The organism is Stenotrophomonas sp. YJH_SMC_79 (assembly GCF_059367995.1).
In genome coordinates this window covers 560,748-584,812 of sequence record NZ_JCAFRK010000002.1, presented here as the reverse complement: position 1 = coordinate 584,812, position 24,065 = coordinate 560,748, and the positions used below count along the sequence as shown (strand labels likewise).

Annotated in this window: 22 protein-coding genes; 12 read left to right on the top strand and 10 right to left on the bottom strand. The window is 67.3% G+C overall.

The window, feature by feature from the left end:
- The first annotated feature begins 202 nt into the window (after positions 1-202).
- Genes cysS through AC5P57_RS09465 form a run of 3 tightly spaced genes read left to right on the top strand, consistent with a single transcriptional unit; the run spans position 203 to position 3,330 of the window.
- Positions 203-1,579 (top strand): cysteine--tRNA ligase, encoded by a 1,377-nt coding sequence (gene cysS / locus AC5P57_RS09475; RefSeq protein ID WP_099551870.1) that lies wholly within the window; start codon positions 203-205, stop codon positions 1,577-1,579.
- 54 nt (positions 1,580-1,633) lie between these two features.
- Positions 1,634-2,086: a SufE family protein gene (locus AC5P57_RS09470; protein ID WP_005410372.1), complete on the top strand. Its 453-nt coding sequence runs from the start codon at positions 1,634-1,636 to the stop codon at positions 2,084-2,086.
- Positions 2,083-3,330 carry an MFS transporter gene (locus AC5P57_RS09465; RefSeq protein WP_099551871.1) on the top strand — a complete coding sequence of 416 codons (1,248 nt, stop codon included), beginning with the start codon at positions 2,083-2,085 and terminating at the stop codon, positions 3,328-3,330. The genes AC5P57_RS09470 and AC5P57_RS09465 overlap by 4 nt, the downstream gene beginning before the upstream one ends.
- A gap of 601 nt (positions 3,331-3,931) precedes the next feature.
- On the opposite strand, the gene dksA is transcribed toward AC5P57_RS09465, so the two are convergent.
- Entirely contained in the window at positions 3,932-5,161 is a 1,230-nt protein-coding gene (gene dksA / locus AC5P57_RS09460) for an RNA polymerase-binding protein DksA (RefSeq protein WP_099551872.1), read from the bottom strand.
- Positions 5,162-5,433: 272 nt separating this feature from the next.
- Here dksA and yidD point away from each other — a divergent pair, with 272 nt between their 5' ends.
- The 4 genes from yidD to AC5P57_RS09440 all read left to right on the top strand — a co-directional run bounded on the left by yidD (position 5,434) and on the right by AC5P57_RS09440 (position 9,495).
- On the top strand, positions 5,434-5,688 hold the full coding sequence (yidD, locus tag AC5P57_RS09455; RefSeq protein WP_005414016.1) for a membrane protein insertion efficiency factor YidD: 255 nt from the start codon (positions 5,434-5,436) through the stop codon (positions 5,686-5,688).
- A 1-nt stretch (position 5,689) separates the two neighbouring features.
- Positions 5,690-7,036 carry a dihydroorotase gene (locus AC5P57_RS09450; RefSeq protein ID WP_012480835.1) on the top strand — a complete coding sequence of 449 codons (1,347 nt, stop codon included), beginning with the start codon at positions 5,690-5,692 and terminating at the stop codon, positions 7,034-7,036.
- Positions 7,036-7,884, top strand: coding sequence for a M23 family metallopeptidase (locus AC5P57_RS09445; protein WP_099551873.1), 849 nt, complete (start codon positions 7,036-7,038; stop codon positions 7,882-7,884). The genes AC5P57_RS09450 and AC5P57_RS09445 overlap by 1 nt, the downstream gene beginning before the upstream one ends.
- A 99-nt stretch (positions 7,885-7,983) precedes the next feature.
- The gene (locus AC5P57_RS09440) at positions 7,984-9,495 is read left to right on the top strand and encodes a gliding motility protein (RefSeq protein WP_099551874.1); all 1,512 of its coding nucleotides are present in this window, start codon (positions 7,984-7,986) and stop codon (positions 9,493-9,495) included.
- 102 nt (positions 9,496-9,597) lie between these two features.
- Here the strand turns inward: AC5P57_RS09440 and AC5P57_RS09435 are convergent, their stop codons facing one another.
- The 5 genes from AC5P57_RS09435 to efp form a co-directional block, all read right to left on the bottom strand.
- Positions 9,598-10,302, bottom strand: coding sequence for an isoprenoid biosynthesis enzyme family protein (locus AC5P57_RS09435; protein WP_134528709.1), 705 nt, complete (start codon positions 10,300-10,302; stop codon positions 9,598-9,600).
- 11 nt (positions 10,303-10,313) lie between these two features.
- Positions 10,314-11,009 (bottom strand): phosphoglycolate phosphatase, encoded by a 696-nt coding sequence (locus tag AC5P57_RS09430; protein ID WP_099551876.1) that lies wholly within the window; start codon positions 11,007-11,009, stop codon positions 10,314-10,316.
- Positions 11,006-11,722 (bottom strand): bifunctional 2-polyprenyl-6-hydroxyphenol methylase/3-demethylubiquinol 3-O-methyltransferase UbiG, encoded by a 717-nt coding sequence (gene ubiG / locus AC5P57_RS09425; RefSeq protein ID WP_099551877.1) that lies wholly within the window; start codon positions 11,720-11,722, stop codon positions 11,006-11,008. The genes AC5P57_RS09430 and ubiG overlap by 4 nt, the downstream gene beginning before the upstream one ends.
- 25 nt (positions 11,723-11,747) lie before the next feature.
- Entirely contained in the window at positions 11,748-13,091 is a 1,344-nt protein-coding gene (locus AC5P57_RS09420) for a TRZ/ATZ family hydrolase (protein ID WP_099551878.1), read from the bottom strand.
- Positions 13,092-13,297: 206 nt separating this feature from the next.
- On the bottom strand, positions 13,298-13,864 hold the full coding sequence (gene efp, locus AC5P57_RS09415; RefSeq protein ID WP_006457340.1) for an elongation factor P: 567 nt from the start codon (positions 13,862-13,864) through the stop codon (positions 13,298-13,300).
- A gap of 96 nt (positions 13,865-13,960) precedes the next feature.
- Between efp and epmB the strand changes: the two genes are divergently transcribed.
- Positions 13,961-15,001, top strand: coding sequence for an EF-P beta-lysylation protein EpmB (epmB, locus tag AC5P57_RS09410; protein WP_262234817.1), 1,041 nt, complete (start codon positions 13,961-13,963; stop codon positions 14,999-15,001).
- Between the two features lie 74 nt (positions 15,002-15,075).
- On the opposite strand, the gene AC5P57_RS09405 is transcribed toward epmB, so the two are convergent.
- From AC5P57_RS09405 to AC5P57_RS09395, 3 genes are read right to left on the bottom strand one after another with little or no spacing between them, the layout of a single operon-like run.
- Complete coding sequence (locus tag AC5P57_RS09405; protein WP_099551880.1) at positions 15,076-17,202, bottom strand: putative bifunctional diguanylate cyclase/phosphodiesterase; 2,127 nt, start codon at positions 17,200-17,202, stop codon at positions 15,076-15,078.
- Positions 17,199-18,131 carry a phosphate/phosphite/phosphonate ABC transporter substrate-binding protein gene (locus tag AC5P57_RS09400; protein WP_262234816.1) on the bottom strand — a complete coding sequence of 311 codons (933 nt, stop codon included), beginning with the start codon at positions 18,129-18,131 and terminating at the stop codon, positions 17,199-17,201. Before AC5P57_RS09400 ends, AC5P57_RS09405 begins: the two co-directional genes overlap by 4 nt.
- 46 nt (positions 18,132-18,177) lie before the next feature.
- Entirely contained in the window at positions 18,178-18,948 is a 771-nt protein-coding gene (locus AC5P57_RS09395; RefSeq protein ID WP_099551882.1) for an RNA methyltransferase, read from the bottom strand.
- A gap of 120 nt (positions 18,949-19,068) precedes the next feature.
- Between AC5P57_RS09395 and AC5P57_RS09390 the strand changes: the two genes are divergently transcribed.
- Positions 19,069-19,896: an inositol monophosphatase family protein gene (locus tag AC5P57_RS09390; protein ID WP_005417749.1), complete on the top strand. Its 828-nt coding sequence runs from the start codon at positions 19,069-19,071 to the stop codon at positions 19,894-19,896.
- 762 nt (positions 19,897-20,658) lie between these two features.
- Here AC5P57_RS09390 and htpX read toward each other — a convergent pair.
- Positions 20,659-21,525 carry a protease HtpX gene (gene htpX, locus AC5P57_RS09385; RefSeq protein WP_010486600.1) on the bottom strand — a complete coding sequence of 289 codons (867 nt, stop codon included), beginning with the start codon at positions 21,523-21,525 and terminating at the stop codon, positions 20,659-20,661.
- Positions 21,526-21,618: 93 nt separating this feature from the next.
- Here htpX and gluQRS point away from each other — a divergent pair, with 93 nt between their 5' ends.
- From gluQRS to phaR, 3 genes are all read left to right on the top strand, one after another.
- Positions 21,619-22,539 (top strand): tRNA glutamyl-Q(34) synthetase GluQRS, encoded by a 921-nt coding sequence (gene gluQRS / locus AC5P57_RS09380; RefSeq protein ID WP_099551883.1) that lies wholly within the window; start codon positions 21,619-21,621, stop codon positions 22,537-22,539.
- Between the two features lie 17 nt (positions 22,540-22,556).
- Positions 22,557-23,297, top strand: coding sequence for an acetoacetyl-CoA reductase (gene phbB, locus AC5P57_RS09375; protein WP_111202896.1), 741 nt, complete (start codon positions 22,557-22,559; stop codon positions 23,295-23,297).
- A gap of 185 nt (positions 23,298-23,482) precedes the next feature.
- The gene (phaR, locus tag AC5P57_RS09370) at positions 23,483-24,022 is read left to right on the top strand and encodes a polyhydroxyalkanoate synthesis repressor PhaR (RefSeq protein WP_099551885.1); all 540 of its coding nucleotides are present in this window, start codon (positions 23,483-23,485) and stop codon (positions 24,020-24,022) included.
- The last annotated feature ends 43 nt before the right edge of the window (positions 24,023-24,065 follow it).

Genomic DNA, 24,065 nt, shown 5'->3' with positions numbered 1-24,065 from the left:
ACGGTGGATTTCAGTGGCGACGGGAGCAAGGACACGGCAATAGTGTAGGCAGTGACGAGCGCAAGGGGCTGAACATTACCCGTCCACGCCGCTCCTGCCCACCCCACCTTGGGTGAAGCCGGCGTCCACCGGTGGCAACCGGTGCACCCAAAGGGGGCCGACACGTTCTAAAATCACGGGCTTGTCCCCCAGCCACACCCCCATGACCCTGCGCCTGCACAACAACCTGACTCGCCAGCTCGAACCGTTCACCCCGCTCGATCCGGCCTGTCCGACCCTGTATGTGTGCGGCCCCACGGTCTACAACTACGTGCACATCGGCAACGCCCGTGGCCCGGTGGTGTTCGGGGTGCTGGCCGACCTGCTGCGGCGGCGTTTCGGCGCACTGCGCTACGCCCGCAACATCACCGACGTGGACGACAAGATCAACACCGCCGCGCGCGAGCAGGGGGTGCCGATCAGCACCATCACCGACAAGTTCGCCGCCGCCTACCGTGAAGACATGGCCGCGCTGGGCGTGGTGCCGCCGGACATCGAGCCGGAGGTGACCGCGCACATGCCGCAGATCATCACCATGATCGAGCAGCTGATCGCCAACGGCCATGCCTATGCCGCCGAGGGCCACGTGCTGTTCGCGGTGGCCAGCTTCGACGGCTACGGCAAGCTCTCGCGCCGTGACCCGGAAGAGATGCTGGCCGGCGCCCGCGTCGATGTCGCCCCCTACAAGCGCGATCCGGGCGATTTCGTGCTGTGGAAGCCGTCCACCGACGACCTGCCCGGCTGGGAATCGCCCTGGGGCCGTGGCCGCCCGGGCTGGCACATCGAATGCTCGGCGATGGCCGCCGCCCATCTGGGCGAGACCATCGACATCCATGCCGGCGGCGTCGACCTGCAGTTCCCGCACCACGAGAACGAGATCGCGCAGAGCGAATGCGCGCACGGCGGCAGGATCTTCGCCCGCTACTGGCTGCACAACGGCATGCTCAACTTCGGCGGCGCCAAGATGAGCAAGTCGCTGGGCAACATCGAGCGCGTGCATGACCTGGTGCGCCAGCATCCGCCGGAGGCACTGCGCCTGGCCCTGCTGTCGGCCCATTACCGGCAGCCGCTGGACTGGTCCGATGGCCTGATCGAGCAGTCGGTGCGCACCCTGGACCGCCTGTACGGCACCCTGCGCGAACTGGCGTCGATCGAAGCCAGCGCGGTGATCCCGGCCACCGTCGAGGCGACCCTGGATGACGACCTGAACACCCCGCAGGCGCTGGCCGAAGTGGCCCGCATTGCCGCCGACGCGCGTCGTGCCACCGATCCGGCCGAACAGGCGCGCCTGAAGGGCGAGCTGCTCGGTGCGGGCCTGGCACTGGGCCTGCTGCAGGCCGATCCGGCGCAGTGGTTCGGTACCGCCGCCGGCGATGATGGTGACGATTCGCGCATCCAGGGCCTGATCGACGAGCGCGCTGCGGCCAAGAAGGCGCGTGACTTTGCCCGTGCCGACGCCATCCGCGACCAGCTGGCCGCCGAAGGCATCGTGCTGGACGACACTCCGCAGGGCGTTCGCTGGTCGCGCAAGCGCGGCTGACCCGCCCTGCCCCGTGGCCGGCCTGCCGGCCACGCCCCCACTGTAGAGACTGTTGTGACCGACTCCCCGTTCCCGCTTGAACCCACCGCCGCCGAGGCCCAGACCGCCATCGCCGAGGAATTCGGCTTCTTCGGCGACTGGTCCGAGCGCTACCAGTACCTGATCGACCTCGGCCGCAAGCTGCCCGCCTTCCCGGACGAATGGAAGACCGAAGAGCACCGTCTGCTGGGCTGCCAGTCGATGGTCTGGATCGTGCCGGAAGGCAACGCGCAGTCACTGCGCTTCCACGCCATCAGTGATTCGGCCATCGTTTCCGGCCTGATCTTCCTGGCCCTGCGCGTGTACTCCGGGCGCTCGGCGCAGGAGATCCTGGATACCGAGCCCAGCTACATCCAGGACATCGGCCTGGCCCGTCACCTCTCACCCACCCGCAGCAACGGCGTGGCGGCGATGCTGGCGTTCATCCGCGAGACCGCGCAGGCCCAGCTGCAGCGCGACCCGTCGTGAGCGAGCCTGCCACAGCCGAAGACACCGCGCTGGGCCTGCTGTCCCGGCCCGGTTTCGCCAAGCTGCTGGCCTACCGCATCTTCGCGATGCTGTCCTACCAGGTGGTTGCGGTCACCGTCGGCTGGCACATCTACGAAGTCACCCGCAATCCGTTCTCGCTGGGCCTGGTGGGCCTGGCCGAGGTGCTGCCGTTCTTCTGCGTGGCCCCGTTCGCTGGCTATCTGGTCGATCACCTGCCACGGCGCCGGCTGGGCATGGTGGCCTGTTCCGGGCTGATCGCCACGGCGCTGGTGCTGACCGGCGTTGCCACGGGTTGGCTGCCGTTTGAAGGGGTATGGCCGATCTATGCGGCCATCGCCCTGACCGGCATGGTCCGTGCGTTCCTGTCGCCGATCTACAACGCACTGTTCGCCCGCGTGCTGGCGCGCGATCAGTTCGCGCGCGGTGCCGGGCTCGGCGCAGTGGTGTTCCAGGCCGGCATGGTCGCCGGCCCAGCGCTGGGCGGCGTGCTGGTCGGCTTCGGCGGCAAGGGCCTGTCCTATGCCGTGGCTACCGGCTTCGCACTGGTGGCGATGGCCTGCCTGGCCACGCTGAAAGTGGAAGAGCCTGTGCACACCGGTCCAGCTGCACCGATCTTCAAGAGCATCGCCGAGGGTGCGCGCTTCGTGGTCGGCAACCGGATCATGGTCGGTGCCATGGCGCTGGACATGTTCTCGGTGCTGCTGGGCGGCGTGGTGGCGATGCTGCCTGCGTTCCTGCACGAAATCCTGCACCACGGCCCGGAAGGCCTGGGCATCCTGCGCGCGATGCCGGCGCTGGGTTCGGTGTGCGTAGGCCTGTGGCTGGCCCGCCACCCACTGCACCGCAATGCCGGCCGCGTACTGCTGTTCGCGGTGGCCGGGTTCGGCCTGTGCGTGATCAGCTTCGGCCTGTCGCAGCACTTCTGGCTGTCGGCGCTGATCCTGCTGTTCTACGGGGCCTTCGACGGCGTCTCGGTGGTGATCCGCTCGACCATCCTGCAGCTGGCCACGCCGGAAGAGATGCGCGGTCGCGTGTCGTCGATCAACGGCATCTTCATCAGTTCGTCCAACGAGCTGGGCGCGTTCTATGCCGGCACGATGGCCAAGCTGCTCGGTCTGGTACCGGCAGTGGTGCTGGGTGGGTTCGCGGTGCTGAGCGTGGCCGGAATTACCGCATGGAAGAACCCGACGCTGCGGAAGTTGAATTTGCGTGATCTGCAGTAGCGTCGGCTCGTCGTTTCCGCGACAGCCGCTTTACGTGCGCCGACGCATTGGTAGCGCCGGGCCATGCCCGGCGGCCCTTTTCCGCGACCGCGGCGGGGTGTCACTTTCTTTTCGCGAAAAGAAAGTAACCAAAGAAACGCTCCGCCATCCGCGAGCCGGCGCTGCGCGCCGGTGCCCTGTGCTCCTCGGTGAATCAGGGGACGGCGCCGAACTCGCTGCGCTCAAACAGCGGCGCCTCTTCGCCCCTGATTCCCCTGCGGTGCTCGGCTCGCTACAAGGCGGACTCAACAGCCGCGAGCGCACGTATGACCGCTCCTGGTAGATACCGTGTCGCCCTTGCCTAGGCAAGGGCGACACGGTATCTACATCAGCCGCGCACGCAGGAAACCGTCTAGAGCCTGCGGGTGGGTCCGGGCAGGACCGTCCGCGGCATGGATGCCGCGGCCGAGCTTACAGGGATGTACTTGCAGCGTGTCCTGCCCGGACCCACCCGCAGGCTCCACCCGATACCCGGAAGGCGCTGCTCTAGACAGCCAACTCGAACCCAACAAAAAACCCGGCCGAGGCCGGGTTTTTCGCATGACCAGATAACAACCGGGAATCAGTCGCCCTGCTGCTTCTGCAGATGCTCCCAACGCTCCTGGGCGTCGATGGTGCGCTCGGCGGTCAGGCGCGCTTCCAGGCGCTCCAGGCCGATTTCTTCGCCGGTGTCGACGCAGTAGCCGTAGTCACCTGCTTCCAGGCGCTTGAGGGTGCTGTCGATCTTGCCGATCAGCTTGCGGTAGCGGTCGCGGGTACGCAGTTCCAGCGAGTTCTCGGTCTCGCGGGTCGCACGCTCGGCTTCGTCGCCGATGTCACGCACTTCCTCGCGCAGGTTCTCGATGGTCTGCTTGGACTCTTCCACCAGGTCCGCACGCCAGTTCTGCAGGCGCTGGCGGAAGTACTCCTGCTGCAGCGAGCTCATGTATTCCTCTTCCGAGGACGGCTTGTAGCCAGCCGGCAGGATCGGGCGGCCGGTGGCCTCGTCGGTCTTGTACTCGACCACCTTGTACTTGCTGCGCGGGGCCGGTGCCGCCGAGCGGGCGGCGACGGCCACGGCAACCTTGCCGACAGGGCGCGACACGGTCTTCGGGGCGGAATCGGATTTCACGGCGGTTTTGGCAGGCGATTTCGAAACGGGCACGGGATTCTTGGATTGCGGGGCCTTCGAAGCGGCAGGAGCGGCGGCCGGGGCCGGCTTGGAGGCCGGTTGGGCTGCTGCCACTGCCACGGTCTTGGCCGGGACAGGCTTGGCCGGAGCCGGCTTGGTAGCTGGCTTCGGTGCGGACTTCACTACTGGGGCCGGGGTCGGCTTGACGGCCGGCGCGGCAACATTCTTGGCAACCTTCTTTACAGCGGCAGGCGTGGCAACCGGTTTAGCTGCAGCGACCTTCTTTGCCGCGGGCTTGGCGACCGGCTTGGCTGCAGCCTTCTTCACCACCGCCTTCGGCGCCGGCTTGGCTGCTGCCTTCTTCGCCACCGGCTTGGCGGCGGCCTTCTTCACCGGCGCGGCCTTGCTGGCGGTTTTCTTCACCACCGGCGCCTTCTTGCTGGCAGCGGCAGGCTTGGCCTTGGCGGGCGCAGCGGCCTTCTTCGCCACCGGCTTGGTTGCCTTGACCGGCGTTTTCTTTGCGGTGGCCTTCCTGGCCGCCGGTTGCGAGGACGCTGCCTTGGTCGCCGGCTTGCTGGCCGGTTTCCTGGCAACGGGCTTTGCCGCCAACTTCTTCACAACAGGCTTGGCGGTTTTCTTGGCGGCCGTTGCGGCCTTCTTTGCAGTTTTTTTAGCAGCCACGAAACGCTCTTCCTTGGATTCCCCGGGGCCCGGGAAAGCGGGCCTTTATAGCCTACCCGACCCGCAGCAGCAACCTCAGCGACCCTGCTCCATTCAGTCCTGGAGCCAAGCCAGCCAAGGGGCGGTCCGACGAACACGGACCGCCTTGCGCGGTACGGAACCTGGCCAGCACCCGAGAGTGCTGGTACCGGTCGCAGGCCATCGGCGACATGCGACCAACGGCCCATCCTGCACAAATGCGGCCTTCATGCCAACTGGCATAAGATGACTGGGTGATCTCGCGCCTGCTCATCGCCCTGCTGCGCTTCTACAAGCGCTTCATCAGCCCCTTGCTGGGGCCACGCTGCCGTTTCGTGCCGAGCTGTTCTGAATACGCGATGGAAGCCATCTCGCGGCACGGCCCGCTGCGCGGCAGCTGGTTGGCTGCGCGTCGGCTCGGTCGCTGCCACCCGTTCCATCCCGGCGGCTTCGACCCCGTGCCCGAGTCTCCCAACGCCCCCTCTTGCCGTTGCACAGGAAAACACTGACATGTCCTCCACCCTCATCACCAACGCCCGCATGGTCAACGAAGGCCGCACCTTCGACGGCGACCTGCGCATCGAGAACGGCCGCATCGCGCAGATAGGCAGTGGGCTGGCGCCGCGCGACGGCGAGCAGGTGGTGGACGCGGCCGGACGCTGGCTGCTGCCCGGCATGATCGATGACCAGGTGCACTTCCGCGAACCGGGCCTGACCCACAAGGGCGACATCGCCAGCGAATCGGCGGCGGCCGTGGCCGGTGGCCTGACCAGCTTCATGGACATGCCCAACACCAACCCGCCGACGCTGGATTCGACCATCCTGGAAGCCAAGTACGAGCTCGCGCGCGGCCGCGCCTGGGCCAACTACGGCTTCTACCACGGTGCCAGCAATGACAACCTGGACGCGATCCGCGCCCTGGACCCGAAGAAGGCCCCGGGCGTGAAGGTGTTCATGGGCGCCTCCACCGGCAACATGCTGGTCGACAACCCGGAAACACTGGATGCGATCTTCCGCGAATGCCCGACCCCGATCATCACGCACTGCGAAGACACGCCGATGATCGACGCCAACCTGAAGGCCTTCCAGGAAAAGTACGGCGACGCGCTGACCCCGGACATGCACCCGGACATCCGCTCGCGCGAGGCCTGCATCAAGTCCACCCGCCTGGCGATGTCGCTGGCGCGCAAGCACGGCACCCGCCTGCACGTGCTGCACATCTCCACCGCCGATGAGCTGGCGCTGTTCGAAAAGGGCCCGCTGATCCGTGCCGACGGCAGCCGCAAGCAGATCACCGCCGAGACCTGCGTGCACTTCCTGCACTTCGCGCGCCCGGATTACGCGACCAAGGGCAACCTGATCAAATGCAACCCGGCGATCAAGGAAGTGTCCGACCGCGAAGCGATCACCGCCGCGCTGGCCGACGACGTACTGGACGTGCTGGCCACCGACCACGCACCGCACACCTGGGAAGAGAAGCAGAAGCCCTACGCGCAGGCGCCGTCGGGTCTGCCGCTGGTGCAGTACGCACTGGTGGCCGCGTTGGAGCGCGTGCACGAAGGCAAGCTGACCCGCGAACAGGTGGTGCAGAAATTCGCACACGCGCCGGCACAGCTGTTCGACGTGGAAGAGCGCGGCTTCCTGCGCGAAGGCTACTTCGCCGACCTGGTGCTGGTGGAAGACGTGCCGTTTACGGTCAAGCGCGAGGACGTACTTTCCAAGTGTGGTTGGTCGCCGTTTGAAGGCACCACCTTCCGTTCGCGCGTGGCCTCGACCTGGGTCAACGGCCAGCTGGTGTGGGACGGCAGCAAACTGGTCGGCGAACCGGCCGGTCAGCGCATGACCTACGACCGCTGATGCGTTCGGCACTGATGATCGGGGCGCTGCTGCTGGCCGCGCCCCTGCTCACCGCACCGGCAGCGCAGGCCCAGGATGGCATCGGCAGCCTGATCGACAGCCGCGTGGTATTCCCGGCCAGCGCGTCGCAGGGCGCGCTGGTGATCGGCAAGGTGCCCGCCGGCAGCCGCGTGCAGTACGCCGGCCGCCAGCTGCGGGTGAGCAGCTACGGCAGCGTGGTGTTCGGCATCGGCCGCGACGAAAAGGGTCCGCTGCGCGTACAGGTGCAACGCCCCGACGGTGGCAGCGAGACCGCCACCATCACCGTGACCCCGCGCGACTGGCCCACCGAGCGCGTCAACGGCGTGCCCCCGAAGACGGTCAATCCGCCGCCGGCCATTGCCGAACGGATCAAGCGCGAACAGGCGCAGGTGACCGCCGCGCGTGCCCGCGATGATGACCGCACCGACTTCACCCAGACCTTCATCTGGCCAGTGCAGGGCCGCATCAGCGGCCGCTTCGGCAATGCGCGCGTGTACAACGGCCAGCCCGGTGCCGGCCATTCCGGCATGGATATCGCGGTGCCGACCGGCACTCCGGTGAAGGCACCGGCCGCCGGCATCGTCACCTTCGCCGGCCCGGACCTGTACCTGACCGGCGGCACGCTGCTGCTCGACCACGGGTTCGGGGTCAGTTCCAACTTCCTGCACCTGTCGCGCATCGACGTGAAGGTGGGTGACCGGGTGAGCCAGGGCCAGGTAATCGCCGCCGTCGGCGCCACCGGCCGTGCAACCGGCCCGCACCTGCACTGGGGCATGAACTGGTTCGATACCCGTATCGATCCGTTGCTGGTGCTGGAACGCAAGTAACGCGCGCGCACCGTCGCCGGGCTTGCCCCGGCGCCGGCCGATCGACGCGCGCGGTAGCGCCGGGCCATGCCCGGCGAACAAGGAAACAAGGAACGTTGCATGCCCGCCCCGGGTGATATCTACACTGTCCACAACGCACGCCTGCAGGCGTTCGTCGCCTACCAGCTGACCCATCAGGACGATCGCGAAGGCGGCTTCGCCATCCTGACCCTGGACTGGACCGGCACCACCCTGCCCGACCCGGCCGCCGTGGCGGCGATGCAGCCCGCGCGCTTCGACTACCTGCACCAGGACAACGCCCTGGACCATCTGTGGGTGGGCAGGCGCGTGCCGCGCGATTTCCAGCATATGGGCTGGCGCGCGCCGCTGGTCGGCAGCGCACCCGACAGCTACGGCACCTGGCCGGACGGCTCGGAAGTGGAACGGCAACGCCATTGGAATGCGCAGGACGCGGCGGCCGTGCAGGCCTTCAAGACCGCCGCGCGCGCGCCCGAAAACCACACGGTGCTGCTGGAACGCGGCCAGTACCCGGTACGCCGCAGTGCCACGCGGCTGGATGGCCAGGCCATGAACTTGGCGCCTTCGCTGGCCCTGTTTGATGCCCTGCCCTTGCTCACCCGGCTGGATATCGCCGAACCGGTGCCCGACCTGCTGCCGTGGCTGCGCACGCGGCCGCTGATCCATTCCCTGGACATCAGCGGCCAGTACGCACCCGCGCTGGACCTGCGCGGTACCGGGCTGCTGCAACTGGTCATTGATGTCACCGGCCTGCGCAGCCTGCACCTCAATGCCAGTCTGTCCCGGCTCACCCTGCAGGGTTCGATCAGCCCCGACCTGGTCATCCACGGCGAGGACGACGGACGCTGGCTGACCGTGATCAGCAGCGACGCCGGCCTGCCGTGGTCCGGTCTGCCGCAGCTGGGCGAACTACAGTTGCGCGAGGTGCGCGAGGTGGATGCCAGCCGCATCGCCGCGCGTTTCCCGCAGCTGCGGGCGCTGCGAATCGCCGGCGCCCCCTGCGTGCTGCAGGGCCTGCAGCACCTGGGCGATCTACGGCAGCTGCATACGCTCAGCGCCAGCGATGTATTTCCAGCGGAGGACGCCGTGTTTCCCGCACCGGAGTGCTGGCCCAGCCTCTGCCGGCTGTGGCTGCACAGCCTGCCGGCCGCGCTCGGCAGCGCCATCCGCAAGGCGTACAAGGGCGAGGTGGCGAAAGGCTTGGATCTGGACGTAGGACAACTGCGCAAGCCCGAATGGCTGGCCGCCAACCTCGACAATCCCTTCCGCGACTGGGAGGGCGGCACGCATATCAGTACTGCGCAGGCGAAAAAGGCAGCCGCGCTGTATCGCAACGCCTGCACCGATGCCCTGAAGCTGGACACCGGCGGCGGCGATGCCGCGGAACTGACCGCAGCCCTGGCGCAGATCGGCCGCGCCTACACCGAGGGCTTCAACGCACTGGACCGCCGCAGCGGCTTCATCGAAACCGAGGAACGCGAGCAGATCTACACGGCGTGGATGGGCATCGTCGATGCAGTGGATGCGCGAAGTGAAATCGCGTTGGACCGCGAAGTACTGCGCGCTGCAATGAATGAGGTCAGGACGTTCTGAGACGCCAGAGGGCGGTAGTGCCGGCCGCTGGCCGGCAACCGCATGACCCTTCGCGGCACGACCGGGCAGCCGGCCAGCGGCCGGCACTACCAGGCAGTTGAATCAACCGCGCGCGGCCCACCACACGCGCAGCAAGGTGCGCACCGGTGTCGCTTCAATCGGCTTGCCTGCAGCCTGCGCGGCCACGCGGGCGCGGGCCAGGCTGGACCAGATACGGCGCGGGCGCGGACCGGATACGCGGCTGCCCCAGCCCTTCAACAGGTACTGCGCCCAGCGCTGCGCGGCCGTGCTGGAATCCTCATCCAACAGGCTGCGCGGCACACCGGCCACGCCGGCATCCTGCAGGCGCTGGGCCAGGGTCTGCAGCTGCACCGCGCGACCGGCGCCGGTGCGCGGCCTGTCGTTGAACAGCGCCGCTTCCACCGTGGCAACCGCGTCGGCGTAGTTGGCCAACGCGCGCTCGGCGCTGGCCGCATCCAGTGCGACGGTGCGCGCTTCAACCAGATCCGGCAGCGCCTCGGCCAGCTGCGCCCACGGCGCACGCACTGGCTCCAGCAGGCGGCCCAACGGGTGACGCGACCGGTGCGCAGCCCAGCTGCGCAGCTCCTCGCCCCACCAGGCCAGCTTGGCATCGGCTGGCATCGGGTCGCCACTGGTGTTGAGCATGTCGTCGAATTCCTGCAGCAGCGCGAACCACGCCACTGCAAGCTCGCGTTGCGATTCGGCCACGAACGGGGCGGCCACCGACCATTCCGGCCAGCGGCTGCGCCACTTGTCGAGGAAACTGTCCAGCGCGGTACTGCTCACTACGTCATTCCTTACGGCTGGGCCGGGGTTGCCGGCCGGGTCGGCCAGAGGCTGGCCAGTTGCAGAAGTCCGGCGTTCTCGACCAGCACGTCGGCCTGCCACGCCAGCGGGTCGTCACTGTGCAGGCGGTAACCCCACAGCGCCGCGACCGACGGCATGGCCGCAGCCCGCGCAGCAATGATGTCGCGCTCGTCGTCGCCCACGTACACGCAGTCTTCGGCGGCAACGGCAATCGCCTGCGCGGCGTGCAGCAGGGGCAGCGGATGCGGCTTGCGCTCGGCAAGGCTGTCACCGCCCACCAGTACCGCACAGCGCTGCTGCCAGCCATGCTGCGGCAGGATCAGGCGCGCCAGGTACTCGGGCTTGTTGGTGACGATGCCCCACACGGTACCGGCGTCATCCAGTGCAGCAAGCATGTCTGCAACGCCATCGAACAGTACCGCGTGCTGGCCGATCAACGCCTCGTAGCGCTGCAGGAACTCCGGAATCAGCGCATCACGCGCCGCCGTGTCCAGATCGGGGAAGGCTGCCGAGACCATCGCACGCGAGCCCTTCGACACCACCGGGCGCAACAACGCCGGATCGATCGGTGCACGACCACGCTCGGCCAGCATCGCATCGCAGGTGGCGACGAAGTCCGGCGCACTGTCCAGCAGGGTGCCGTCCAGGTCGAACAGCACCGCACGCGGGAAACCGGTGGAGGTCATGCCGGCTTGACCGCGTAGGCGAGGTAGTTGATGTCGGTGCGGCTGCTCAGGCGGGCATGATTGCGCCACGGCTCGTAGGCCATGCCGCTGACATCCACCAGCTGCATGTCGGCCTCGCGCAGCCAGCGCGCCAGCTCGGCCGGCTTGATGAATTCCTGGTAGTGATGGGTGCCCTTGGGCAGCAGCCGCGCCACGTACTCGGCGCCGACAATCGCCACCGCGAAGGCGGCAGCGGTGCGGTTGATGGTCGACAGGAACAGGTGGCCGCCCGGCTTCAACAGGCGCTTGCAGGCCTCGATGATCGCGCCCGGATCCGGCACGTGCTCGAGCATTTCCATGCAGGTGACCACATCGAAACTGCCCGGCTGCTCGGCAGCCAGGTCCTCTGCAGCCTGGACGCGATATTCGACCTTGGCACCGCTTTCCAGCGCGTGCAGGCGTGCGACCTTGACCAGTTCCGGGGCCAGGTCGATGGCGGTGACGTCGGCACCGGACTGCGCCAGCGCCTCGCTCAGCAGGCCGCCACCGCAGCCGATATCCAGCACGCGCGCACCGCGCAGCGGCACGCGGTCAGCCACGTACTTCAGCCGCACCGGGTTCAGCGCATGCAGCGGCTTCTGCGGGCCGTCAGCGTCCCACCAGCGGTTGGCCAGTGCGGCGAACTTGTCCAGCTCGGCCTGATCGAAATTGGAGGATGCGTGGGGGGCAGTCATGGGGAAGTCCTTGCAGCGCCGGGGTTCAGGCGCGGATATGACGGATACGCTCGCGCCACTGGCGCGCGTTGGCGATGATGCCCGGCAGGTCCATGCCGACCAGCTCGCGCTGCACCAGCTTCGGCTTGCCGGCGATCCAGACGTCGCTGACCTGCTGGCGGCCGGTGGCGTACACCAGCTGTGACAGCACGTTGTGCAGCGGCTGGGTTTCCAGCGCCGACAGGTCAACGCAGACCAGGTCGGCCTGCTTGCCGACTTCGATCGAACCGATGCGCTCGCCGAAGCCCAGTGCGCGGGCGCCGCCCAGGGTGGAGGCGCGCAGCGTGGTGGCCGCGTCCAGCGCGGTGGCATCGTCGGCCACGGCCTTGGCCAGGATCGCCGCGGTGCGGTTCTCGCTGAACATGTCCAGGTCGTTGTTGCTGGCGCAGCCATCGGTGCCGATCGCCAGGTTCACGCCGGCACGCTGCAGGGCGCAGGCCGGGCAGAAACCGGAGGCCAGCTTCAGGTTCGATTCCGGGCAATGCACCACGCTGACGCCGCGTTCGGCGCACAGGTGGATTTCCGCGTCGGTCAGCTGGGTCATGTGCACCGCGATCAGGCGGTCGTTGACCAGGCCGAGCCGATCCAGCCGCGCCAGTGGGCGCTGGCCGTGCAGCTTGATCGAATCGGTGATTTCCTGCGCGGTCTCGTGGGTGTGCAGGTGGACCTGCATGTCGAGCTGGTCGGACAACATCCGCACCCGCTCGAAGTTGGCATCGTTGACCGTATATGGCGCGTGCGGCGCGAACGCAGTACCGATCAGCGGATCGGTTCGCCACTGGTCATGCAGTTCACCGGCCTTGGCGAAGTACTCGTCGTCGGTCTTGGCCCAGGCGGTGGGGAAATCGATGATGACCGCGCCGACCAGCGCGCGGAAACCGTGCTTTTTGTAGACCGCAGCCTGCACGTCGCCGAAGAAGTAGTTCTCGTTGGCGCAGGTGGTGCCGCCGCGCAGCATCTCGGCGATGGCCAGGGTGGTGCCGTCGGCGACGAATTCGGGGCCGATCACCGCCGCTTCCACCGGCCAGATGTGCTGCTGCAGCCAGGTCATCAGCGGCAGGTCGTCGGCGACGCCGCGCAGCAGGGTCATCGGATTGTGCGTGTGCGCGTTGACCAGGCCCGGCATCAGCGCCGCCTCGGGCCGGCTGACCACCTGCGCGGCGCGGAAGCGCGCACGCGCCTCGGCACGCGGCAGGATGGCAACGATCTCGCTGCCACGCACGGCAACGGCATGGTCTTCCAGCACCACCGCATGCGGCTCGATCGGAACGACATAACCGGCTTCGATGAGCAGGTCGCAGGCTTCGGGGAGGTGCGGGCTATCGCTCATGCTGGCTCACTGGCTGGGGGGCGGCGAGATACTTCTGGGGGACACGCCCCTGAGTCAGGGGCTGCCGCGAAGCGGCGGGGTCTGGAGACTCGTGAAGCGGGACCCATGATCTGCCGAAGCAGATCATGGGAGCGCCAGCGCGGATGCGATGGCGCGTATCCGAGCATGGCTCGGCTCTACAGTAAGGTCGGCCTATGGCCGGAACCTTACTTGACGCGTGCGGAGTACTCGCCCGAACGGGTATCAACCTTGATGATTTCATCCTGGTTGACGAACAGCGGCACGCGGACCACGGCGCCGGTTTCCAGGGTGGCCGGCTTGCCGCCACCACCCGAGGTGTCGCCACGGACGCCCGGATCGGTTTCGGTGATCTTCAGCTCGACGAAGTTCGGCGGCTGCACGAAGATCGGCTCACCGTTCCACAGGGTGACCACGCAGGACTCTTCGCCCTTCAGCCACTTCTCGGCGCCGCCCATGCCGGCCTTGGTGGCCTGGACCTGCTCGAAGGATTCCGGGTCCATGAAGTGCCAGTACTCGCCATCGCTGTACATGAAGTTCATGTCGGTATCGACGACGTCGGCTGCATCCAGCGAGTCGGTCGACTTCATGGTCACTTCCTGGGTGCGGCCGTCCTTGATCAGGCGGTACTTCACGCGGGTGAAGGCCTGGCCCTTGCCCGGCTTGACGTATTCGGTGTCGATGATGACGGCCGGTTGGTTGTTGACCAGGATCTTCATCCCGTTCTTGACGTCGTTCATGCCGTAGCTGGCCATGCGTAAACTCCTGAGTGGCAAAAACGCCGCGGGTGCGGCGAGCCGTTAGAATGGAAAGCCCACCGGATGCCGGTGGGCGACTGTTTTTCTGCCCCCATGATAACCGCAGGCCCCCTCTCCATGCAGCTTTCCGCCTTCCCCCGGCCCCAGTCGCCAGGCGCGCCCGCGCGCTGGCAGCAGCTCTGGCGCCAGGCACTGCGCGACCCGCAGGCCCTGCTGGCCCGGCTGCAGCTGGACCCGGCTGCGCTGGGCGTCTCGGACGCGGCCATGGCCCAGTTCGCGCTGCGCGTGCCGGAGGGGTTCGTGGCCCGCATGCGCAAGGGCGATCCGGCCGATCCGCTGCTGCGGCAGGTGCTGCCGATCGACGAGGAAATGCGTCCCGCGCCCGGGTTCAGCTTCGATGCGGTGGGCGATGGCGCGGCCAAGAAGGCCACCGGCGTCATCCAGAAGTACCGAGGCCGCGCCCTGCTGGTGGCGACGGGCAGCTGTGCGATCAATTGCCGCTACTGCTTCCGCCGCCACTTCGACTATGGCGCGGAGAATGCTGCCAAGGGCGGTTGGCAGGACGCGGTGTCGGCCATTGCGGCCGACCCTGACATCGACGAGGTGATCCTGTCCGGCGGCGATCCGCTGTCACTGGCCACGCACAAGCTGGTCGAGCTGACCGATGCCCTGCGCGCGATTCCGCACATCCGCCGCCTGCGCATCCACAGCCGCCTGCCGATCGTGCTGCCCGAGCGCGTGGACGAGGAACTGCTGGCCTGGCTGGGTGGCCTGCCGTGGCCGCTGGCCATCGTGGTCCACGCCAACCACGCCAACGAATTCGACGCCAGCGTGGACGCCGCGATGGCACGCCTGCGCGGCACCGGCGCCCAGCTGCTGAACCAGGCGGTGCTGCTGCGCGGGGTCAACGACAGCGTGCAGGCCCTGCAGGACCTGAGCGAGCGCAGTTTCGCCGCCGGCGTGCTGCCCTACTACCTGCACCAGCTGGACCGGGTCGAGGGCGTGGCCCACTTCGAAGTGGACGATGCCCAGGCCAAGGCGCTGATTGCCAGCCTGACCGCACGCCTGTCCGGCTATCTGATCCCGAAGCTGGTGCGCGAACTGCCCGGCGACCCGAGCAAGCGCCCGCTGTAACAAAAAAGGGGACGGAGGGAATTAAGTCGCTTATGCATTTGCGACTTAATTCCCTCCGTCCCCTTTTTTTGGGGTCAGAGGCCCGATTCGATCATCCGCACCACTTCGGTGGCGGTGACCGGGTGGCTCAGCCAGTAGCCCTGCCCCAGATCGCAGCCGCGCTGCGCCAGCAGTTCAAACTGCGCCTGCTGCTCGATGCCCTCGGCCACCACCGTGATGCCCAGCGCGTGGGCCATGGCGATGATCGCCGTGGTCAGCGCGAGGTCATCGGGATCACGCTGCATGTCGGCCACGAAACTCTTGTCGATCTTCACGCCGTCCACCGGCACCTGGCGCAGGTGGCTCAGGCCGGAGAAGCCGGTGCCGAAATCGTCCAGCCAGACCTTCACGCCGGTGCGATGCAGCTTGTCCAGCAGCTGCGCGGCGACCATCTCGTCACCGATCACCGCGGTCTCGGTCAGCTCCAGGTGCAGGCGCGAGGCCGGCAGCCCGGATTCATGCAGGCATTGCGCGACCAGCGCCGGCAGTTCACCGCCGCGCAGCTGCCGCGGTGACACATTGACCGATACGAACAGGTCGTCGCCTGCCACGCCACGTGGCCATTGCGAGGCCTCCATGCAGGCCGCACGCAGCACCTTCGGGCCGATGATCTCGATCAACCCGCTCTGCTCGGCCACTTCGATGAACACCGACGGCGGAATCGTGCCCAGGGTCGGATGCTGCCAGCGCAGCAGCACTTCGACGCCGACCATGCGACGGTCGCGCATGCGGAAGATCGGCTGGTAGGCCAGGCGCAGTTCCCCGCGCTCCCAGGCCCCGCGCAGCTCCTGCTCCATGTGCACACGACGCTCGACCGCATGGTCCATCGCCCGGCTGTAGTAGCGGTAGCAGTTCTTGCCCGCCATTTTCGCCTGGTACATGGCGATGTCGCCGTTCTTCAGCAGCGTCGTCGCGTCGGCCGCATCATCGGGGAACAAGGTCACGCCGATCGAGGTACCGAGGAACAGCTCCCGGCCCTGCACCACCAGCGGCCTGCCCAGCTCACGCACCAGCACCTCGGCCAGCAGCCGCGCGTTGGCGGCCACGTCACCGTCGCCGACCAGAATCACGAATTCATCGCCACCGAAGCGGGCCAGCAGGGCCTCGTCACCGCCCGCTTCCGCGACCGCGCGACCGATGCGCTGTGCAAACTGCAGCAACGCCTCGTCACCGGCCTCATGGCCAAGCGTGTCGTTGACCCGCTTGAAATCGTCGATGTCGGCGAACAGCAGTCCCAACCGATGATTGGCGGCACGCGCCGCCATCAGCCGATGGTCCAGCGCTTCGCGGAACGCCAGCCGGTTGGTCAGCCCGGTCAATGCATCGGTGTAGGCCATGTGCCGCACTTCGCGGTCATGGCGGGCGATCGCATCGCGCATGCGGGCGAAGCCGCGCACCAGCTCACCCACTTCATCGTCACGGGTGTTCTCGGCCAGCGGTGTCTGATAGTCCCCCGCCTCGATGCGACGCGCGGCCGCGGCCAGGTCGCGGATCGGCGCGACCAGCGTGCGCTGCACGTACAGGATCACCACCACGCCAATCACCACCAGCAACCCCAGCATCAGCAGCAACCATCCCAGGTGGCGGCTGCCGACCAGCTGCAGGCGCTCGCCAAGGGTGGCATTGGCCGCCTGTTCGCGTTGCTGCACCTCGTCCAGCGCCATCCCGACGCGGACGCCGCCGATGCGCTGGTTGCCGACCATGATCGGCATCGTGTTGTCCAGCACCTTCGGCGATTCCTGCACCAGCAATGCCTGCGCCGCCGCAGCCTTGGGCGCCAGGGGATCGGCCATCGGCTGGCCGAATCCCGGGACCTCGACCGAGCCGTCGTGCACCAGCCGGCCACGCTCGTCGAACACCAGTACATAACGCACCACTGGCTGCCGCGCCGTGCTGCGCACCAGTACGCCGACCTGGTCCAGGTCGCGGTAATACAGCGGGTTGGCCAGCGCATCGGACAACTCGCGCGCCATCGCTTCGCCGCGGCTGCGCACGCTGCGGTCGAACAATTCATGGATGACGCCACCGCTGAGGGTGCGCACCTCGCTCTGCATCGCCGTCTGGCGCCCCAGCAGCACCGCCAGGATCGCGACCACCACGACCATCGCTCCGCCCATCGCCAGCAGGAACCGGGCCTGCATCCCCGAGCCGAGCCACTTCATTCCACTTCCATCCGCACGCGCGTCAATCCTTGTTTCAATTCATCCAACCGCTGCTGCGCATGCGCATCGACACGGTGGAAACCGGAAGTGCCAAAAAACCGATGCAACGCGCCCTGCGCCTGCGGGTCGCTGGCTGCCTGCAGCAGGACTTCCTGCAGGCGATCACGCACCCGGGCATCGAGGTCGGCGCGGACCATCTCCACCGCACGCGGGTACGGTTCGGTACGCAGCAGTTCGCGGAAATCGCGCCGGAATGCAGCCGGCACCCGCCGCTCGTCATTCCAGTCCACGCTGCTCACCGCCCCCACATCCGCCATCCCCTTGTGCACGTACGTCGCGATGTTCAACTCGCTGCGCGCGAACACATACCCCACGCTGTCACGCCCTGGCACGTCCCAGACCCCGGCCAGGATCTGTGGCGACAGGCCATGGTTCAGCAGGGTCATCACCGGCACCAGGTAGGCGCTGGTGGAAGCCGTGTTCTGCAGGGCCAGGCGATGGCCGCGCAGATCCTGCACCCGCTGGATGGGACTGTCGCTGCGCACGAAGAACACCGTCTGGTACTCGCGCACCCCGTTGCGTTCGGTCAGCAGCAAGGGGCGAGCGCCGCTGCGCTGGCCCAACGCCACTGCCGTACCGGAGGTTTCCGTGACCCAGTCGACCCGTCCCCGCCGCAGATAGCTCGCCATCTGCTGCGGGTCGCGGGCCATCAGTATCCGCCCCTCCTGGATGCCGACGTCATGCATGCGAGCCACAACGTAGTCCAGCAGGGGTTGCAGCTGCTCGCAGTGGGCCTTGGGGTCATCGCTGATCCGGCCCAGCACCAGCACCGGATCCGGTGCTGCATGCACGGCTCCGGCCAGCAGGACCATGGCCAGGCTCAGCAGTCCCCCCTGCATTGCCTTTCGCAGACCCGACACAGACGTCATCCCCCCTGGGTATCCAGACAGACTACCCGAAAAAATGAGAACGCCGTCAGCTGTCCTTGCTACCGGCCTGTGCCAGACGCGCCATGCGCTGGGTGTCGGCGAGGATGCCGCGCAGCAGGCGCACTTCCTGCTCGCTCGGTTCGCTGCGCAGGAACAGGCGGCGCAGCTTGCGCATCGCCGATTCCGGGGCACGCCCCTTGTGGAAATCGATCTCGTCCAGGGTGTCGGAAAGCTGGGCGAAGAAGCTCTCCATCTGCTCATGGCTGGCCGCCTGCTCGCGGAAGCTGGGTTCGGTTTCTGCAACCGGCTGCGCCCCAAGCAGTTGCATGCGCGTTTCGTACGCCAGCACCTGCACCGCGGCGGCCAGGTTGAGCGAGCTGAACTCCGGGTCGGACGGAATATGCACCGCCGCATGGCAGAGCTGCAGTTCCTCGTTGGTCAGGCCGGTGCGCTCGCGGCCGAATACCAGTGCCACCTCGGCACCTTCGCCCGCTTTGGCCACCGCACGGGCGGCAGCATCGGCCGGCAGGTATTCCTCCAGCTGGACGCGGCGGGCACGGGCCGTGCAGCCCAGTACCAGGCGACAGTCAGCCACAGCCTCGGCCAGGGTAGCCACCACCGGGGCGTCCCCCAGCACGTCTTCGGCACCGGCCGAACGGCGGAAGGCCTCTTCGTCGAGCGGTTTTTCGGGGGCGACCAGCACCAGGCGGGCCAGGCCCATGGTCTTCAGGGCGCGGGCGGCAGCCCCCATGTTGCCGGGGTGCTGGGTACCGACCAGGACGAATCGGAGGCGGGTGGCGGCAGGAAACTGGGACATGAACAGGGAAAAGGTCGAGCTGGACGATGACCAATGGTAAACTGTGCGGCCGGCCACTGCGCCGGACCCGCTCTTTTCCCCCGCCAGTCCATCTCTTCTGCCTTTCCGGGAGCCCACGCCATGCAGAAACCCGCCGTCACCGTCATGGTCAAGGCCGCCCGCCTCGCCGGCAACGTCCTGTTGCGCAACATCAACAAGCTCGAGGCACTGAACGTGGTGCAGAAGGGCCGGATGGACTACGCCAGCGAAGTGGATGCGGACGCGGAAAAGGTCATCGTCAAGGAACTCAAGCGCGCCTACCCGGACTACGGCATCTTCGGTGAAGAAGGTGGCGTGCAGGGCGAGCGCCGCCAGATGTGGGTCATCGACCCGCTGGATGGCACCAGCAACTACCTGCGCGGCGTGCCGCACTACTGCGTGTCGATCGCCCTGGTCGAGAACGGCGAGCCGACCGATGCGGTCATCTTCGACCCGCTGCGCAATGAACTGTTCACCGCCAGCCGGGGCGCTGGTGCCGTGCTGAACGACCGCCGCATCCGCGTGGCCGACCGCAAGGACCTGGAAGGCACCATGATCCACACCGGCTTCGCCCCGCGCGAGCGCAGCCGCGCCAGCGCCCAGCTGAAGGCGGTCGACGCCCTGCTGGTGCACGGCGAGGACATCCGCCGCACCGGTTCGGCCGCGCTGGACCTGGCCTACGTGGCCTGCGGCCGTGCCGACGCCTACTTCGAGGCCGGTGTGAAGGCGTGGGACATCGCCGCCGGCCTGCTGCTGGTCCGCGAAGCGGGCGGCAAGGTCTGCGACTTCAAGGGCGCCACCCTGGGCCGCATGGACAACCGCGGCCCGGAGACCCACCAGATCGTGGCCGGCAACCTGAAGGTGGCCGAGTCGCTGCAGAAGGTGCTGGTGAACACTGGCTACGCGGCGGAGTTCGACGCGAAGTTCTGAGGTTCCGTGTAAAGCGGTTCATGGAGACGGCACCTGCGAGGGTGCCGTTTTCGTTTGTGCGCCGACGCATTGGCGCGCCAGGCGATGCCTGGGGATCATTTCCGCGACTGCGGAGGGGTGTCACTTTCTTTGCTCGTGCACCGCGCTGCAGGAGCAGCGTGGAACGGCGTAGCCGGCCCGTAGGGTGGCGCACATGGATGTGCGCCATCAAGAAAGTAACCAAAGAAACACGCCGCCAGGGCGCGAGCCGATGCTGCGCATCGGTACCCTGCGCTCCTCGGCCCGCCGAGGGACGGTGCGGGAACTCGCTACGCTCAGACACCCGCACCTCTTCGCCCTCGCCGGACCTGCGGTGCTCGGCTCGCTCAAGGCGGACCCAAGGTCAAACGCCACAGCTGCACCCAGTAGATCCACGCCACGCGTGGATGCTTTGCCGTTGATCTTGACTTCCAGTCCGCCTTGAGCGAGCCGAGCATCGCAGGGGAATCAGGGGCGGAGAGGCGCCGGTGTTTGAGCGCAGCGAGTTCGGCGCCGTCCCCTGATTCTCCGAGAAGCGCAGGGTACCGGCGTGCGCAGCACGTCGGCTCGCGGCCGGCGGAGCGTTTCTTTGGTTACTTTCTTTGCGCGCAAAGAAAGTGACACCCCTCCGCAGTCGCGGAAATGACTCTCGCCGAGTCGTACCCGGCGTCACCGATGCGTGCGCGCAAACAAAAACGCCCGGCGCGGGGCCGGGCGTTCCTGCACTACCGTGGAAGCGGAGGCTTACGCCACCGTCGACGCCCGCAGCGCGGCGATGCGCTCTTCCAGCGGCGGGTGGCTCATGAACAGCTTCTTCGCCGTCGAACCGGCAATACCGAAGGCCGCGATCTGGGTCGGCAGCGTGCTCTGGCCGTGGTTGAGCTGCAGGCGCTCCAGCGCAGCGATCATCTTCTGGCGGCCGGCCAGCGAGGCACCGCCGGCATCGGCGCGGAACTCGCGGTGGCGCGAGAACCACATCGAGATCATGGTGGCGAACAGACCGAACACCATCTCCAGCACGAACACGATGATGTAGTAGGCAAAGCCGCGGCCGCCGCCTTCGCGGTTGCCCGACAGCGCGCTGTCGATGATGCCGCCGACCACGCGGGCCAGCACGATCACGAAGGTGTTCAGCACGCCCTGCAACAGCGCCATGGTGATCATGTCACCGTTGGCGACGTGGGCGATCTCGTGGCCCAGCACCGCTTCGGCCTCATCCTCGCTCATGTTGTGCAGCAGGCCGGTGGACACCGCCACGAGCGCATTGTTGCGGTTGGCGCCGGTGGCGAAGGCATTGATCTCCGGACCTTCGTACACGGCCACTTCGGGCATGCCGATGCCGGCCGCCTTGGCCTGGCGCTCGACGGTGGCCAGCAGCCAGCGTTCGGTCTGGTTGCGCGGCTCGGTGATCACCACCGCGCCGGTGGAACGCTTGGCCATCCACTTGGACAGCAGCAGCGAGATGAGGGAGCCACCAAAACCAAAGATCGCGGCCATGACCAGCAGGCCGCTCATCTGGTTCGAATTGACCCCCAGCAACGACATCACGATGCTGGCGAGGATCAGGACCGCGAAATTGGTCGCCAGGAACAGGGCAATGCGGGTAAACATGGGAAAATCCGGCTCGGAAGGGGTCGATACCGGTCAATTTGCGGTGTGGTCAGCTTGAATTCAAGCGCCAACCTGACCGACGATTCAGCCAGCATGACCTCCCCCATTCCCTGCGGCCGCTTCGCGCCCTCGCCGACCGGCCTGCTCCACCCCGGATCCCTGCTCGCCGCCTTCGGCAGCTGGCTGCTCGCGCGCCATCACGGCGGCCTGTGGCGGCTGCGCATCGAAGACGTCGACCCACCGCGCACCGTTCCCGGCGCCGCCGAGTCACAACTACAGGCGCTGGCAGCGTTCGGGCTGGCCCACGATGGTGCGATCCTCTGGCAGAGCGCGCGCGGCGAGGCCTACCAGGCCGCCCTGGACGTGCTGCTGGCCAGCGACCAGGCCTTTGTCTGCCATTGCAGCCGCAGCGACCTGGCTGCCAGCAGTGGCATCCACCATCGTTGCGTCGCCCGTCAACCTCGGCCGGACCCCGCCGTCCGCTTCCGTGTTCCACGCGGCAGCATCGTGCGCTTCACCGATGGCCTGCGTGGACCGCAGCAGCAGGACGTGCATGCCGAGGTCGGCGACTTCGTGCTGCGCCGTGCGGATGGCTGCTGGGCCTACCAGCTGGCTGTCGTGGTCGATGACGCCGCACAGGGCGTGACCGAGGTGGTACGTGGTGCCGACCTGCTCGACTCTACAGCGCGGCAGATCCTGCTGCAGCAGGCATTGGGGCTGGCGGTGCCGCACTACTGGCACCTGCCGCTGCTGTTGGATGCGCCGGGCCACAAACTATCCAAGTCGCTGGCGGCACTGGCGGTGGACAGTTCGCGCCCACTGCCGGTGCTGCGCCAGCTCTGGCAGCTGCTCGGCCAGGCACCCGGGGCGCTGGAACCTGCGCACGATCTGGACACGCTGCTGGCGGCCGCCCGGCAGGCCTTCGACCCAGCACTACTGCCACGTACCGACATCCTGCTGCCACCCGGCGCACTTTCTGCGCCGATGTTGCAGAATCACCCCTCCCCCACCTGATTTCCGGACAGCATTCCATGACATCTCGCGTCGCACTGGTCACCGGCGGAACCGGCGGCATCGGCACCGCCATCTGCCAGCGCCTGGCCGACCAGGGCCACCGGGTCGCCACCAATTACCGCGACGAGGCCAAGGCCCGCGCCTGGCAGCAGGCGATGGCCGAACGCGGTTACAGCGTGTCGATCTTCCCGGGTGATGTCTCTGATCCGGACAGTGCCGAAGCACTGGTGCGTGCAGTCGAGGCCGAACTGGGCCCGGTCGAAATCCTGGTCAACAACGCCGGCATCACCCGCGACACCACCTTCCATCGCATGCGCGCGGACCAGTGGCACGATGTGATCAACACCAACCTCAACTCGGTGTTCAACGTCACCCGCCCGGTCATCGAGGGCATGCGCCGGCGGGGCTGGGGCCGGGTCATCCAGATCAGCTCGATCAACGGCCTGAAGGGCCAGTACGGCCAGGCCAACTACGCGGCCGCGAAGGCCGGCATGCATGGCTTCACCATCTCGCTGGCCCGCGAGAACGCCGGCTTCGGCATTACCGTCAACACCATTTCGCCCGGCTACGTGGCCACCGACATGGTGATGGCGGTGCCGGAAGAAGTGCGCGCCAAGATCGTCGCCGACATTCCCACCGGGCGCCTCGGCAAGCCGGAGGAAATCGCTTACGGGGTGTCCTTCCTGGTGGCGGAGGAAGCCTCGTGGATCACCGGCAGCAACCTGGACATCAATGGCGGCCACCATATGGGTTGGTAAGCCGCGCCAACGGCCACAGCGGCGCACACCCGCCGCCCCTGCCGATGGTCATGCTGCGCAGCACGCAAACCCTTGTTGCGCAACATGATCCCCCGTGAAAGCCAAGCCTGGCGGGGGCTGAGGCGGTTGCAACGGCTGCTGCACTGCGCCATGCTGCGCATCTACTGTGACGAGTGACCGCTTCAATGGCTGCGACCCGCATCATCAAGAAGTATCCGAACCGCCGTCTCTACGACACCGAGATCTCCAGCTACATCACCATCGAGGACGTGCGCCAACTGATCCTGGACGGTGAAGACTTCGAAGTCCGAGACGCCAAGAGCGGCGACGACCTCACCCGTTCGGTCCTGCTGCAGATCATCGCCGACCAGGAACAGGACGGCGAACCGATGCTGTCCACCCAGCTGCTGAGCCAGCTGATCCGCTTCTACGGCGACTCCCTTCAGGGCTTCATGGGCAACTACCTGGAGCGCAGCATGCAGGTCTTCCTCGACCAGCAGCAGCAGTTCCGCCAGCAGATGGGCAACCTGCTGGGCCAGACCCCGTGGGCGATGATGAACCAGTTGACCGAGCGCAACCTGGAGCTGTGGCAGGAATTCCAGCGCAGCATGGGCACCGGTTTCGGTGGTCCGCGACCGGGTGGCACCGGAACGGGAACCGGCGCAGGTACCGGCAACAAGCCGAACGAGCCGGGCACCGGCACCGGCGGCAAGACCCGCCGCTGAGCTGCGGCATCGGCTGATACGAAAACGGCGCGCCCCTGGCGCG